This is a genomic window from Achromobacter kerstersii (assembly GCF_902859595.1).
Lineage (GTDB): Bacteria > Pseudomonadota > Gammaproteobacteria > Burkholderiales > Burkholderiaceae_B > Achromobacter > Achromobacter kerstersii.
Map to the genome: position 1 here is coordinate 1 of NZ_CADIJQ010000008.1, position 12,237 is coordinate 12,237.

Annotated in this window: 11 protein-coding genes; 7 read left to right on the forward strand and 4 right to left on the reverse strand. The window is 65.6% G+C overall.

The genetic code is table 11. The annotated features are described in order from the left end of the window. Positions 1 to 609: 609 nt before the first annotated feature. The 7 genes from HV765_RS21335 to HV765_RS21365 all read left to right on the forward strand — a co-directional run bounded on the left by HV765_RS21335 (position 610) and on the right by HV765_RS21365 (position 6,920). Positions 610 to 1,173: a 3-hydroxyanthranilate 3,4-dioxygenase gene (locus tag HV765_RS21335; protein ID WP_175170873.1), complete on the forward strand. Its 564-nt coding sequence runs from the start codon at positions 610 to 612 to the stop codon at positions 1,171 to 1,173. Positions 1,174 to 1,199: 26 nt separating this feature from the next. Next, positions 1,200 to 2,201, forward strand: a complete 1,002-nt coding sequence (locus HV765_RS21340; RefSeq protein WP_054423099.1) for an amidohydrolase family protein — start codon at positions 1,200 to 1,202, stop codon at positions 2,199 to 2,201. 92 nt (positions 2,202 to 2,293) lie between these two features. Beyond that, positions 2,294 to 3,469 carry an ABC transporter substrate-binding protein gene (locus tag HV765_RS21345; RefSeq protein WP_175170874.1) on the forward strand — a complete coding sequence of 392 codons (1,176 nt, stop codon included), beginning with the start codon at positions 2,294 to 2,296 and terminating at the stop codon, positions 3,467 to 3,469. Positions 3,470 to 3,474: 5 nt separating this feature from the next. Then, the gene (locus tag HV765_RS21350; RefSeq protein WP_175170875.1) at positions 3,475 to 4,395 is read left to right on the forward strand and encodes a branched-chain amino acid ABC transporter permease; all 921 of its coding nucleotides are present in this window, start codon (positions 3,475 to 3,477) and stop codon (positions 4,393 to 4,395) included. Between the two features lie 10 nt (positions 4,396 to 4,405). Beyond that, positions 4,406 to 5,389, forward strand: coding sequence for a branched-chain amino acid ABC transporter permease (locus HV765_RS21355; RefSeq protein WP_175170876.1), 984 nt, complete (start codon positions 4,406 to 4,408; stop codon positions 5,387 to 5,389). Beyond that, the gene (locus HV765_RS21360) at positions 5,386 to 6,213 is read left to right on the forward strand and encodes an ABC transporter ATP-binding protein (protein ID WP_254600670.1); all 828 of its coding nucleotides are present in this window, start codon (positions 5,386 to 5,388) and stop codon (positions 6,211 to 6,213) included. The genes HV765_RS21355 and HV765_RS21360 overlap by 4 nt, the downstream gene beginning before the upstream one ends. Next, on the forward strand, positions 6,210 to 6,920 hold the full coding sequence (locus HV765_RS21365) for an ABC transporter ATP-binding protein (RefSeq protein ID WP_054423109.1): 711 nt from the start codon (positions 6,210 to 6,212) through the stop codon (positions 6,918 to 6,920). The genes HV765_RS21360 and HV765_RS21365 overlap by 4 nt, the downstream gene beginning before the upstream one ends. A gap of 65 nt (positions 6,921 to 6,985) precedes the next feature. Here the strand turns inward: HV765_RS21365 and HV765_RS21370 are convergent, their stop codons facing one another. From HV765_RS21370 to HV765_RS21385, 4 genes are all read right to left on the reverse strand, one after another. Then, on the reverse strand, positions 6,986 to 8,038 hold the full coding sequence (locus HV765_RS21370; protein WP_175170877.1) for an Ldh family oxidoreductase: 1,053 nt from the start codon (positions 8,036 to 8,038) through the stop codon (positions 6,986 to 6,988). 10 nt (positions 8,039 to 8,048) lie between these two features. Further along, positions 8,049 to 9,569, reverse strand: a complete 1,521-nt coding sequence (locus HV765_RS21375) for a mannitol dehydrogenase family protein (RefSeq protein WP_175170878.1) — start codon at positions 9,567 to 9,569, stop codon at positions 8,049 to 8,051. Positions 9,570 to 9,707: 138 nt separating this feature from the next. Then, on the reverse strand, positions 9,708 to 11,243 hold the full coding sequence (locus HV765_RS21380; protein WP_175170879.1) for a UxaA family hydrolase: 1,536 nt from the start codon (positions 11,241 to 11,243) through the stop codon (positions 9,708 to 9,710). Positions 11,244 to 11,353: 110 nt separating this feature from the next. Continuing rightward, positions 11,354 to 12,220 carry a fumarylacetoacetate hydrolase family protein gene (locus tag HV765_RS21385; protein WP_175170880.1) on the reverse strand — a complete coding sequence of 289 codons (867 nt, stop codon included), beginning with the start codon at positions 12,218 to 12,220 and terminating at the stop codon, positions 11,354 to 11,356. Positions 12,221 to 12,237: the final 17 nt, after the last annotated feature.

Sequence of the window (12,237 nt, forward strand, 5' to 3'; positions counted from 1 at the left end):
AACACCCGGCGGCTGCACTCTACGCTGGGCTATCTGACGCCGGCTGCCTATGAAGCCAGCCAGCGTCCAAAAAACACCTATCGACGTGTCCACTAAAACTTGACCACCACAGCCGGCCTGGGGCAAGCCCCGCAAGATCTTCCCCCCCCCCACTGGCGGCAAGAACCCTAAGCACACAACTCTGCCCCGCGACTGTGAAATTGCCGCTGGCGGAGCACTGTGCGTTGGGGGCCTGGGGTGCGCGGGGAGTCGATGCGCCCGAGGGAATCCGTAGGGAGCCGAAGGCGTACGAGGATGACGCAGGGGCAGTCCGGAGCGAAGGCTCCGGACCGCAATCGTTGACCCGCGCACCCCAGGCCCCCAACGCACAGTGCGCCTAAAGAACCAAATCCACCCCCACGGCACACAACGCCTAAAGAACCCAAATCCAACCCCACCACACAAAACGCCTAAAGCCCCCACTCCAACCCCATCCCACCTCAAGACCCCAACCCACTCCCATCAAGGAAAACCCGCAATAGAAAACCAGAATACCCACCCCGACAATTTCTATTACCCCCAACTCGCCCCGCCCCCTAGACTCCCCATATCCCCCACCCGGAGAGCAACATGCCCGCCTACGGCCCGCCATTGAATTTCCAGCGCTGGATTCAAGACCACGCTCATCTTCTCAAGCCGCCGGTTGGCAACCAGCAGATCTGGCAAGACGCCGACTTCATCGTCACCGTCGTGGGCGGCCCGAACCATCGCACCGACTATCACGACGACCCGCTGGAAGAATTCTTCTATCAGATCAAAGGCAACGCCTGGCTATCGCTCTGGGTCGACGGCAAACCCGAACGTGTCGACCTCAAAGAAGGCGACATCTTCCTCTTGCCGCCACACGTCCGCCATTCCCCGCAACGCCCCGAAGCCGACAGCGCCTGTCTCGTCATCGAACGTCAGCGCCCCTTGGGAATGCTTGACGGCTTCGAATGGTATTGCCCACATTGCGGCCACCTCGTGCATCGCGTCGAAGTGCAGCTAAAGAGCATCGTCACCGACCTGCCGCCGCTGTTCCAGGCCTTCTACGCCAGCACCGAACAACGCACCTGCCCCGGCTGCGGTGAAGTCCACCCCGGCAAAGGCCACACACAGCAGCCCCACCCCACCCAACACGCCACACCCGCCTAACGCCACCACCCAGCGAAGCCGTTCCCATGATTCAGAAAATCGACATGCATGCCCACTTCTTTCCGCCCATCACGCGGCAGGAAGCGGCGGCGCTTGATCCCGTCAACGCGCCCTGGCTGCGCCCCGATGGCGACGGTTCCACCGGCCAGATCATGGCGGGCGACCGGCCGTTCCGCCCCGTTGACGCCACCTTGTGGGACCCGGCGCTGCGCATCGAACAGATGGACCGCCACGGCGTCGACCTACAGATCCTGTGCGCCACGCCCATCATGTTCGGCTACACCTACCCCGCGCAGGCCGCGGCTGACTGGGCGGCGCGCATGAATGACCTGGCGCTGGAACACTGCGCGCATGCGCCGACGCGCTTGAAAGCGCTGGCGCAAGTGCCGCTGCAAGACCTGGACCTGGCATGCAAGGAAGCCACGCGTGCGCGCGCAGCAGGGCACCTGGGCGTGCAGATCGGCAACCACGTCGGCCCACGCGATCTCGACGATGACACGCTCGTGCAGTTTCTGATCCACTGCGCCCACGACAACATCCCCGTGCTCGTCCATCCGTGGGACATGATGACCGACGGCCGCATGAAGAAATGGATGCTGCCGTGGCTGGTCGCCATGCCCGCCGAAACGCAGCTGGGCATTCTGTCGTTGATTCTGTCCGGCGCGTTTGAACGCATTCCCCGCAGCCTGAAGCTGTGCTTCGCGCATGGCGGCGGCAGCTTCGCGTTCCTGCTGGGCCGCGTCGACAACGCCTGGCGGCATCGCGACATCGTCCGTGAAGATTGCCCGCAACTGCCCTCGTCCTACACCGACCGCTTCTACACCGACAGCGCCGTCTTCGACCCGCACGCGCTCCGCCTCTTGATCGACGTCATGGGCGAAGACCGCGTGCTGCTCGGCTCCGACTACCCCTACCCGCTAGGCGAGCAGGAAGTCGGCCGCCTGGTCACGCATGCCGAGCTGGTGCCGGGCGTGCAGCAGAAGATTCTGTTCCGCAACACGATGACGTTCTTCGGCCTGAACGCGTAACACGTCACGCACGACGGCGCAGCACAGCACAACGCAACGCAACGCAGCACCACACCACGACCGTGACACACGGCAACTCAAGGGAAACCATCATGACACGCACCTCCATGCTGACCGCCGCCGCGGTTGTGGGCTTGACGCTATCGGCCACTGCCTTGGCCGATGTGAAGATCGGCCTGTTGACGACCTTGACCGGCCCCGGCTCCGTGCTCGGCCAGGACCAGCTGGATGGCTTCATGCTGGCCGTGGACCAAGGCGGCGGCAAGCTGGGCGGCGTGCCGGTGCAGGTCATCAAGGAAGACGATCAGTTCAAACCCGAAGTGGGCGTGCAGGCCGCGCGCAAGCTGGTGCAAAGCGACAAAGTGCCGATCATCACCGGCGTGGTGTATTCCAACGTAATGCTTGCCGTGGTGCGCCCGGTCACCAGCGCTGGCGTGTTCCTGGTGGGCTCGAACGCCGGCCCCACCAATCTGGCCGGCAAAGACTGTTCGCCGTATTTCTTCTCAACGTCGTGGAACAACACGCAGCGCCACGAAGGCAGCGGTGAAATGGCCAACCAGATGGGCTTCAAGAAAGTCTATCTGCTGGCGCCCAACTACCAGGCCGGCAAAGACGCCATGGCCGGCTTCAAGCGCTTCTACAAAGGCGACATCGCCAACGAAGTGTTCACGCAGGTCAACCAGCCCGACTACTCGGTGGAACTGGCCGCGCTGGCCGACGCCAAACCCGACGCCGCCTACGTTTTCTTTCCCGGCGGCATGGGCGTGAACTTCATCAAGCAGTATCGCCAGGCCGGGCTCTTTGGCAAGATTCCGCTGCTGTCGGTGGACACCATCGACGGCGCCACGCTGCCCGCCCTGCAAAAAGATGCGCTGGGCGCCGTCACCAACGTGCCCTACTCGCCTGACCTGGACAACGCCGCCAACAAGGCGTTTGCCGCAGCGTTCCGCCAGAAATACGGCCGCGAGCCGTCCAGCTACGCCGCGCAATCGTTCGATGCCGCGCAGCTGATCGGCTCGGCGCTGAAGAAAACCGGCGGCAAGACCGACGACAAAGACGCCTTGCGCAAAGCGATGGAAGCCGCTGACTTCCCCTCGGTGCGCGGCGAATTCCGCTATCAGCCCAATCACTTCCCGGTGGCCGGCTTCTTCCGCGCCGACGTCGAAGCGGGCGCGGATGGCAAGGTGGCGTTCGTGAACAAAGGCCCGATCTTTCCGGACCTGGCCAAGGTCTCGGACCAGTACGCCGCCCAGTGCGTCATGAAGTAATTGCCATGTCGATGACGCTGCTGCTGGTGCAGACCTTGAACGGCCTGCAACTTGGCATTCTGCTTTTCCTGCTGGCGGCCGGCCTGACGCTGGTGTTCGGCATCATGAACTTCATTAACCTGGCGCACGGTTCGCTCTACATGATGGGCGCATTCATCGCGGCCACCGTGTTCCGTCACACCGGCTCATTCCTGCTGGCTGCCGCCGCCGTCATCGCGGGCATGGCGGCGCTTGGGCTGCTGCTGGACCGCATCGCGCTGGCGCGCCTGTATCCGCGCGAACACCTGGACCAGGTGCTGGCCACCTTCGGCTTGATCCTGTTCTTCAATGAGCTCACGCGCATCATCTGGGGGCCGGCGCCCATCAGCATGGGCCTGCCGTCGTGGTTGTCGGGCACCATCGACATCCTGGGCGTCACGTATCCGCTGTACCGCTTCCTGATCATCGTGGTGGGCTTGCTGGTGGCGGCCGGCTGCTATGTGCTGATCCACCGCACACGGCTGGGCATGCTGATTCGCGCCGGGTCCACCGACCGCATGATGGTGGGCGCGCTGGGCGTGAACATCGCGCGGCTGAACACCTTGCTGTTCGTGCTGGGCGCGGTGCTGGCGGGTTTGGCGGGGCTGATGGCAGGACCCATCCTGTCGGCCCAGACGGGCATGGGCGAACCCATTTTGATCCTGACCTTGGTGGTGATCGTCATCGGCGGCATCGGCTCGGTGCGCGGCGCGTTTCTGGCCGCGCTGATGGTGGGGCTGATCGACACGCTGGGCCGCGCATTGCTGCCGACCTTGCTGCGCGCCGCCTTGCCGCCCGCCGCCGCCAACGCGGCAGGCCCGGCCATTGCGTCGATGCTGATCTACGTGGTGATGGCGCTGGTGCTGGCCATGCGGCCGCAAGGCCTGTTTCCCGTCAAGCACGGATAAGGAGAACACCATGCTTCAGTTCTCTCCGCGCACCCTCGTCGCCACCGCCCTGTTGCTGTTGCTGGCGCTGGTGCCCGCCTACGCGCAATGGCAGGGCGAACCTTTTCTGCTGGCGCTATTCGGCCGCGTGCTGGTCTACGGCGTGGCGGCGCTGGCGTTGAATCTGCTGCTGGGGTTTGGCGGCATGGTCAGCTTTGGCCACGCGTTGAACCTGGGGCTGGGCGCGTATTCCGTCGGCGTGATGTCGCACTACGGCATTGAAAGCGGCTGGCTGCATCTGGCGGGCGCGCTGGGCGCGTGCGCCGTCGTTGGGCTTGTCAGCGGCTACGTGGTGATGCGCACGTCTGGCATTGCCTTCATCATGATCACGCTGGCGTTTGCGCAGATGTTTTATTTTCTGGCGACGGGGCTGGATGGCTTTGGCGGCGACGACGGCATGTCACTGTTCGCCGGCAGCGACTTCGGCCTCTTCCGCCTGGATACGCCGCTTGCGCTGTACTACGCGGCATTTGGCGTCATGCTGGCCGTGCTGTGGCTGATGCACCGCCTGATCCACGCGCCATTCGGCATGGCGTTGCGCGGCTGCCAGGCCAATGAACGGCGCATGCGCGCACTGGGCTTTCCCACCTTGCGCTACCGGCTGGCGGCCTACGTGATATCAGCCATGATCTGCGGCGTGGCCGGCGTGCTGCTGGCGAACCTGACGATGTACGTGTCGCCATCCTATCTGGCGTGGACGACGTCCGGCGAACTGATTGTGATGGTGGTGCTGGGCGGCATCGGCACGCTGTTCGGGCCGGTCGTCGGCGCGCTGACGTTCCTGCTGCTGGAAGAAGGCCTGAAGCTCTTGACCGGCCACTGGATGCTGATCATGGGCCTGCTGATCGTGGGCGTGGTGCTGGTATCGCGCCGGGGCGTGTACGGAAACTTGCGCGACACGCCGTGGCGCAAGCGCGCCGCGCCACTGCGCACGCCATCAGGAGAAACGCGATGAGCGCCGCGCTGCAAGTCGACAATCTGGTCAAGCGCTATGGCGGCCTGACCGTCACCGACAAGCTGTCTTTGAATGTACTGCCGGGTGAACTGCATGCCGTGATCGGGCCAAACGGCGCGGGCAAGACCACGCTGATCGGCCAGCTCAGCGGGGAACTACGGCCCGACGCCGGACGCGTGCTGCTCAACGGCCGCGACATCACACGCATGCCGGTGGAAAAGCGCGTGCGCCACGGCCTGGCGCGTTCGTATCAGATCACCTCGGTCTTCAAGCCCTTCACCGCGCTGGAAAACGTGGTGATGGCGGTGCAGGCGCGGCGCGGCCACAGCTTTCGGTTCTGGACGCCCGTGCTGTCCACCGCGGCGCTGACCGAACCCGCCCACGATGCGCTGGCGCTTGCTGGCTTATCCGCCCGCGCCCACACCCCTGCGGGCGAGCTTGCACATGGTGAGTTGCGGCAACTGGAGCTGGCCATGGTGCTGGCCTGCCAACCGTCGCTGCTGTTGCTGGACGAACCGATGGCGGGCATGAGCCAGCACGAATCCGAAGCCATGACCCGCCTGCTGCTGCAACTGCGCGGGCACTACACGATTCTGCTGGTCGAACACGATATGCAAGCCGTCTTCGCGCTGTCTGATCGCATCACCGTGCTGGTCTACGGCAGCGCGCTGGCGTGCGGCACGGCGGACGAGATTCGCAACAACGCACAGGTGCGCGAATGCTATCTGGGCAGTGAACGGGGAAGCGGCGGAGCCAGAGCCAGCGCCAGAGCTAGAGTCAACGCCAATGCCAAAGCAACACACCCGCAGGAGACCGCCGCATGAGCGCGCTGCTATCGCTACGCGGCGTGACCGCACACTATGGCGCCAGCCAGGCGCTGTTCGGCATCGACCTGGATATCGGCCCCGGCGAGTTCGTGACTTTGCTGGGGCGCAACGGCATGGGCAAGTCCACCACCGTGAAAGCGGTGATGGGGCTGACCCGCGCCACCCAAGGCACCATCACCTTCGACGGGCGCGACATCAGCCGGCTGCCCGCCTATAAGGTCGCGCAATGCGGCATTGGCCTGGTGCCCGAAGGCCGGCATATTTTTCCCAACTTGTCGGTGCGCGAAAACCTGATCGCCACCGCCCACAACCGCCAAGGCGCCGCGCAACCGTGGACGCTGGAACGCGTCTACGCGTTGTTTCCGCGCTTGTCGGAACGTGCGCGGCACTTGGGCAGCCACCTGTCGGGCGGCGAACAGCAGATGCTGGCCATCGGGCGGGCGCTGTTGACCAACCCCCGGCTGCTGATTCTGGACGAAGCCACCGAAGGCCTGGCCCCCGTCGTGCGCGAAGAAATCTGGAACGCGCTGGACACCTTGAAGCAGACCGGGCTGGCGGTGCTGTGCATCGACAAAAACCTGGAACCGCTGCTGGCCACGGCCGACCATCACGCCATCGTGGAAAAGGGCCGCGTGGCATGGACCGGATCGTCGCAGGCGTTTTTGGATGACGAGCCCCGGCTGCTGCAATACCTGGGTGTTTAACCGGGGCGCTCGTCTTACGACAATGCCTGGAGTGGCATCGGCCGCCGCAGCATCGGCTGCCGCAGCTACGGCCTTCGCACCGGCGGCGCCACGCCCAGCCGCTGGCTCCACGCCTGTATCTCGTCCCATAGCGCAGGCGGCACGGGGATGCCGTCGCGTTGGCGTACACGCTGCGCCACGGCTTCCGGGTCGCCCGGCAGGCGTGGCGCGCCCGGTGCTTGCGACAACTCCATCGCCATCGCCGCGACCACACCCGCCAACGCCGCACCGCCAGCAAAGCGCGCCGGGTCGATCACGATGAAGAACGCGCCAAGCTCGCGCGGCCGCTCCAACTCGGCGTACATCGGCGAAATATGCGGGCCGAACGGATTGCCGTTCAGCGGCCCGCACAGCAGCTCGATCATCATCGCCAGCCCGTAGCCCTTGTAGCCGTATTCCTCGCCGCCCAAGGGCCGCAATGCGCGTACCTGTTCCGCATCGGTGCAATCCTGGCCCTGCGCATCCAGCGCCACGCCGGGCGGCAAGGCCACGCCGTCACGCCGCGCGTTCATGACGCGGTTCCACGGAATGGCGGTGGTGGCCATGTCCAGGCACAACGGCTCGGCGCCCGCGCGCGGGAACGCCAGCGAAATGGGGTTGGTGCCGAAGAACGCCTGATGGCCGCCGAAAGGCGCGGCGATGGAATCCGAATGCGTGAAGGCGATGCCAATCAAGCCCTGGCGCGCCGCCGCGCGGCTATACAGACCCACCGCGCCGCAGTGCGACGAATCGCTGACGCCGACGGCCGCGATGCCCGCCTCGCGCGCAAGTTCGATGGCAAGCGCATTGGCGCGGTGCGCCACCACAATGCCCTGCCCCTGTCCGCCATGCAGCTGCGCGGTGCCGGGGCCGGTACGTTCAATACGTATGTCCGGCTGCGCCAGGATGGAGCCCTGCGCGACACGGTTCAGGTAATGCGGCAGCCGCGCGATGCCATGGGAATCAATGCCCCACAGGCTGGTTTGCGCCAGGCTGGCCGTGAGGCAGCGCGCATCATCGTCGGTAAAGCCCTGCACGCGCAGGCAATCGTTGCCCCAGCGTTCCCATTCAACGGCGTCCACTCGGCTTTCCGCATGCATGCAGCGCTCCTTAAGTTGCGGCCTCCACGGCGTGCATCACGCCATGCTCGCGCAGGGTTTCCAGATGGGTCGCCAGCGCCTCGACGAATTCGGGCGATTTGCCCAACTCGCCGAACACCGGTTTAAAGCTCGCCAGCACCATCGCCCGGCGGTGCGCGGAAGCCGACGGCGCCGATGCCCGCGCCGCCACATCGGCGCGCGACATCAGCTTGGCCAGACGCGCCGCCAGCGGGTCTTGAATGACGTAGCGCCCGCCCTGCTCATCGACGCCGCGCAGATAGTGCAGCCACGCCGCCACCGCAAGCGTCAGGCGCTGGATGTCGTCGCCCGTGCGCAGCCGGTCGCGGATCGTGTCCAGCAGCCGTTGCGGCAATTTCTGCGATCCGTCCATGGCGACCTGCGGCGTCGGGTGCCGCAGCGCCGCGTTGGCGATGCGCGCCAAAAAGCGGCGGCGATATTCCTCCAGCCCGCTGTCCGGAATGCCCTTCAACGTGGGCGCAATTTCCAGCCGCATCATCGCGTCGACAAAGTCGCGCAGCGCCGGGGTCTGGACCGACTGGCTGATCGTCTCGTGCCCCAGCAGCGCGCCCAGATAGGCGAAGGTGGAGTGCGGGCCGTTCACCATGCGCAGCTTCAGGCGTTCGTATGGCGCGGCGTTACGCACGAAGGTCGCGCCGCCTTGGGTCTCCCAGGCGGGCCGGCCGGCGGCGAATTTGTCTTCGATCACCCAGTTCAGATAGGGCTCGCCCACCACGGGCCAGGCGTCTTCCACGCCCAGACGCCCGGTGATGCGCTGACGGTCTTCGTCATCGGTGCCAGGCACGATGCGGTCGACCATGGAATTCGGAAACGTACAGTGCGTGTCGATCCACGCCGTCAACGCCACGTCTACACGCAGCGCAAAGGCCAGCACCAGGCTGCGCAGCATGTCGCCGTTGCCACGCAGGTTGTCGCACGACATCAAGGTGACCGGCGGCAGGCCGCGCTCGCGGCGCAGCGCCAGCCCGTAGACCAGGATGCCGATCGTGCTGCGCGGACGATGCGGGTTTTCCAGGTCGTGAAGAATGTCCGGATCGTCCCAGCGCAGGTAGCCGGTGGCGGGTTCGTGGCTGTAGCCCTTCTCCGTCACGGTCAGGCTCACGATGCGCGTTTGCGGATACGCAATGCGTTCTAAAACGGCGTTGGGGTCTTCTTCGGCCACCATCACGCGCAGCACCGAGCCCACCACACGCAGCTGTTCGCGCGTGTTGCCGTCGGGGCCGCCGTCGCGTAGCGCCAGCGTGTACAGGCCGTCTTGCGGCGTCAACGCGTCACGCGTGGCGGCGCTGCGCAGCGACACGCCCAGAATGCCCCAACTTAAATCGCCACTGGCCTGCATCGCCAGATCCGTCAACACCGCCTGATGCGCGCGGTGAAAGGCGCCTAGCCCCAGATGCACGATGCCGGGCGTCAGGCGGCTGCGGTCATAAAGGGGTTTTTCCACGTCTGCGGGCAGGCGCGGCAACGACTCCGTATTCAAACGTTCAAGCATGGTTGACCAATGGCGTAAGGCGCCATGCACCTGTCGGATGACCGGCCAGTCGGCGCGCGATGAGGATATCCGTAGACGCCGTTTTCTTCGACACCGCGACAGTGACCAAATGCAACGGCGGCGCCCACGATGCCGCCGCTACATCACCGCGCCCAACGCCCAAGGCACGAATTCGTTTTGGCCATAGCCGTGTTCTTCGCTGCGCGTGCGGTGCCCCGACGCGGTTTTCAGCATCAGCTGGAAGATACGCTCGCCCATCTGCGCCACGCTTTGCGCGCCGTCGACGACTTCACCGCAATTGATGTCGATGTCGTCCGACTGGCGCTGCCACAACGCCGTATTGGTCGACAGCTTCAACGACGGCGCGGGCGCACAGCCGTAGGCCGAACCGCGCCCGGTGGTGAAGCAGATCAGGTTGGCGCCGCCCGCGACCTGGCCCGTGGCGGACACGGGGTCGTAGCCCGGCGTGTCCATGAACACCAGCCCGCGCGTGCGCACGGGCTCGGCGTACTCGAACACGTCGGTCAGGTTCGTGGTGCCGCTTTTGGCGATGGCGCCCAGCGACTTTTCCAAAATGGTCGTCAGCCCGCCTGCCTTGTTGCCGGCCGACGGGTTGTTGTCCATCTCGGCGTCGTTGCGGGCGCAGTAGTCTTCCCACCAGCGCACGCGCGCCAGCAGCTTGTCGGCAATGGCTGGGGTTTCAGCGCGGCGCGTCAGCAGGTGTTCGCCGCCATAGATCTCGGGCGTTTCCGACAAGATGGCGGTGCCGCCGTGGCGCACCAGCAAGTCCACCGCCGCGCCCAACGCCGGGTTGGCGCTGATGCCCGAATAGCCGTCAGAGCCGCCGCATTGCAGGCCCACGGTCAGGTGGCTGGCGGGCACCGGCTGGCGGCGCACCTGGTTCGCCTGCTCCAGCATTTGCTCCACCAGTTCGATGCCGCGCGCCACCGTCTTGCGTGTGCCGCCCGTGTCCTGAATGTTGAAGGTGTGCAGCAAGCCACTTTCTCGCAAGCCCTCTTGTTCCATCAGGCCGCCGATCTGATTCGTTTCGCAGCCCAGCCCCACCACCATCAGCCCGCCAAAATTGGCGTGCCGCGCGTAGCCGCCCAAGGTCCGGCGCAACACGCGCAGCGGTTCGCCTTCGCTGCCGGTGGCGCAGCCCGCGCCGTGCGTCAGCGCCACCACGCCGTCCACGTTCGGACAGGACGCCAGTGCTTCAGGATGGATGTCGCGGCGAAAGTGGTCGGCGATGGCGCGCGCGACCGTGGCCGAACAGTTCACGCTGGTCAGGATGCCGATGTAGTTGCGCGTGGCGATGCGGCCATCGGCGCGCACGATGCCGTCGAAGGTGGCGGGTTGCGCCACGTAGTCGGTGGGATGCGCGCCCTGCCCCACCGCGTAGTCCCGTTCGAAGTCCGAGAACTCCAGGTTCTGCGTATGCACGTGCTGGCCCGGCGCGATGTCTTGCCGCGCCACGCCAATGATCTGGTTGTAGCGGCGCACCGGCTGGCCCGCCGCGATGGCGCGCACGGCCACTTTGTGACCGGGCGGCACCAGCCCCTGCACCGTCACCCCTTCGCCTTCCAGCCGCGTGCCGCTGACGAGTTGCCGCCGCGCGATCACGACGTTGTCCGCCGGGTGGATGCGTATCACTGCCATGTCTGCGTGGGACATGAGACCTCCGGAAAGTTAAGGGGTGCGCGGGGCGATGACCTTCACCGAAATCGACGGGGAAGGGTCATCGCAAATTGCAGACGGGGGCTTCATGGGAGGGCTTGACGAGGCTACCCATCGATCAGCGCCGGGTCCCAGGCATGCACGCGCTGGCGCTGTTCACCCAGCCCTGCGATGCCCAGCTTCATTTCGTCGCCCGATTTCAAGTACACGGGCGCGGGCTTTTGCCCCATGCCCACGCCGGGCGGCGTGCCCGTGCTGATGAGATCGCCCGGATACAGCGTCATGAAGCGGCTGACGTACGCCACCAGTTGCGCCACGCCGAACACCATCGTGCGCGTGCTGCCGTTCTGAAAACGCTTGCCGTTCACTTCCAGCCACATCTCCAGGTCTTGCGGGTTGGGGATCTCGTCCGCCGTGGCCAGCCACGGGCCGATGGGGCCGAAGGTATCGCAGCCCTTGCCCTTGTCCCACGTGCCGCCGCGTTCAATTTGATATTCCCGTTCAGACACGTCGTTCACGATGCAGTAGCCGGCCACGTGCTTCATGGCGTCGGCCTCGCTGACGTAGCGCGCGCGTTCGCCGATGACCACACCCAGCTCCACTTCCCAATCCGTCTTGACGGAATCCTGCGGCAGCACGACCGGGTCGTTCGGGCCCACGACTGCGGACGTCGGCTTCATGAAGATGACGGGCTCGGCCGGCACGGCCAGGCCGGATTCCGCGGCGTGATCGGCGTAGTTCAAGCCGATGCAGATGAACTTGCCCATGCCACGCCACGGCGGCGCGACGCGGCCGGGGTTGGCCACCAGAGGCAGCGATGCCGGGTCCAGCGCGCGCAGTTCGGCAAGCCGCGCGCCGGCCAGCGTGTCGGCGGTGATGTCGGGCAGTACGCCAGACAGGTCGCGCACATTGCCTTGCTTGTCGATCAGGCCGGGCTTCTCGGCGCCCTTGGCGCCATAACGCATCAATTTCATATCGGTTCCTTGTTGCG

Bases quoted from the DNA above. Each gene is read 5' to 3' on its own strand.
- HV765_RS21335 (WP_175170873.1), top strand. From the start codon at position 610: ATGCCCGCCTACGGCCCGCCATTGAATTTCCAGCGCTGGATTCAAGAC.
- HV765_RS21340 (WP_054423099.1), top strand. From the start codon at position 1,200: ATGATTCAGAAAATCGACATGCATGCCCACTTCTTTCCGCCCATCACG.
- HV765_RS21345 (WP_175170874.1), top strand. From the start codon at position 2,294: ATGACACGCACCTCCATGCTGACCGCCGCCGCGGTTGTGGGCTTGACG.
- HV765_RS21350 (WP_175170875.1), top strand. From the start codon at position 3,475: ATGTCGATGACGCTGCTGCTGGTGCAGACCTTGAACGGCCTGCAACTT.
- HV765_RS21355 (WP_175170876.1), top strand. From the start codon at position 4,406: ATGCTTCAGTTCTCTCCGCGCACCCTCGTCGCCACCGCCCTGTTGCTG.
- HV765_RS21360 (WP_254600670.1), top strand. From the start codon at position 5,386: ATGAGCGCCGCGCTGCAAGTCGACAATCTGGTCAAGCGCTATGGCGGC.
- HV765_RS21365 (WP_054423109.1), top strand. From the start codon at position 6,210: ATGAGCGCGCTGCTATCGCTACGCGGCGTGACCGCACACTATGGCGCC.
- HV765_RS21370 (WP_175170877.1), bottom strand. From the start codon at position 8,038: ATGCATGCGGAAAGCCGAGTGGACGCCGTTGAATGGGAACGCTGGGGC.
- HV765_RS21375 (WP_175170878.1), bottom strand. From the start codon at position 9,569: ATGCTTGAACGTTTGAATACGGAGTCGTTGCCGCGCCTGCCCGCAGAC.
- HV765_RS21380 (WP_175170879.1), bottom strand. From the start codon at position 11,243: ATGTCCCACGCAGACATGGCAGTGATACGCATCCACCCGGCGGACAAC.
- HV765_RS21385 (WP_175170880.1), bottom strand. From the start codon at position 12,220: ATGAAATTGATGCGTTATGGCGCCAAGGGCGCCGAGAAGCCCGGCCTG.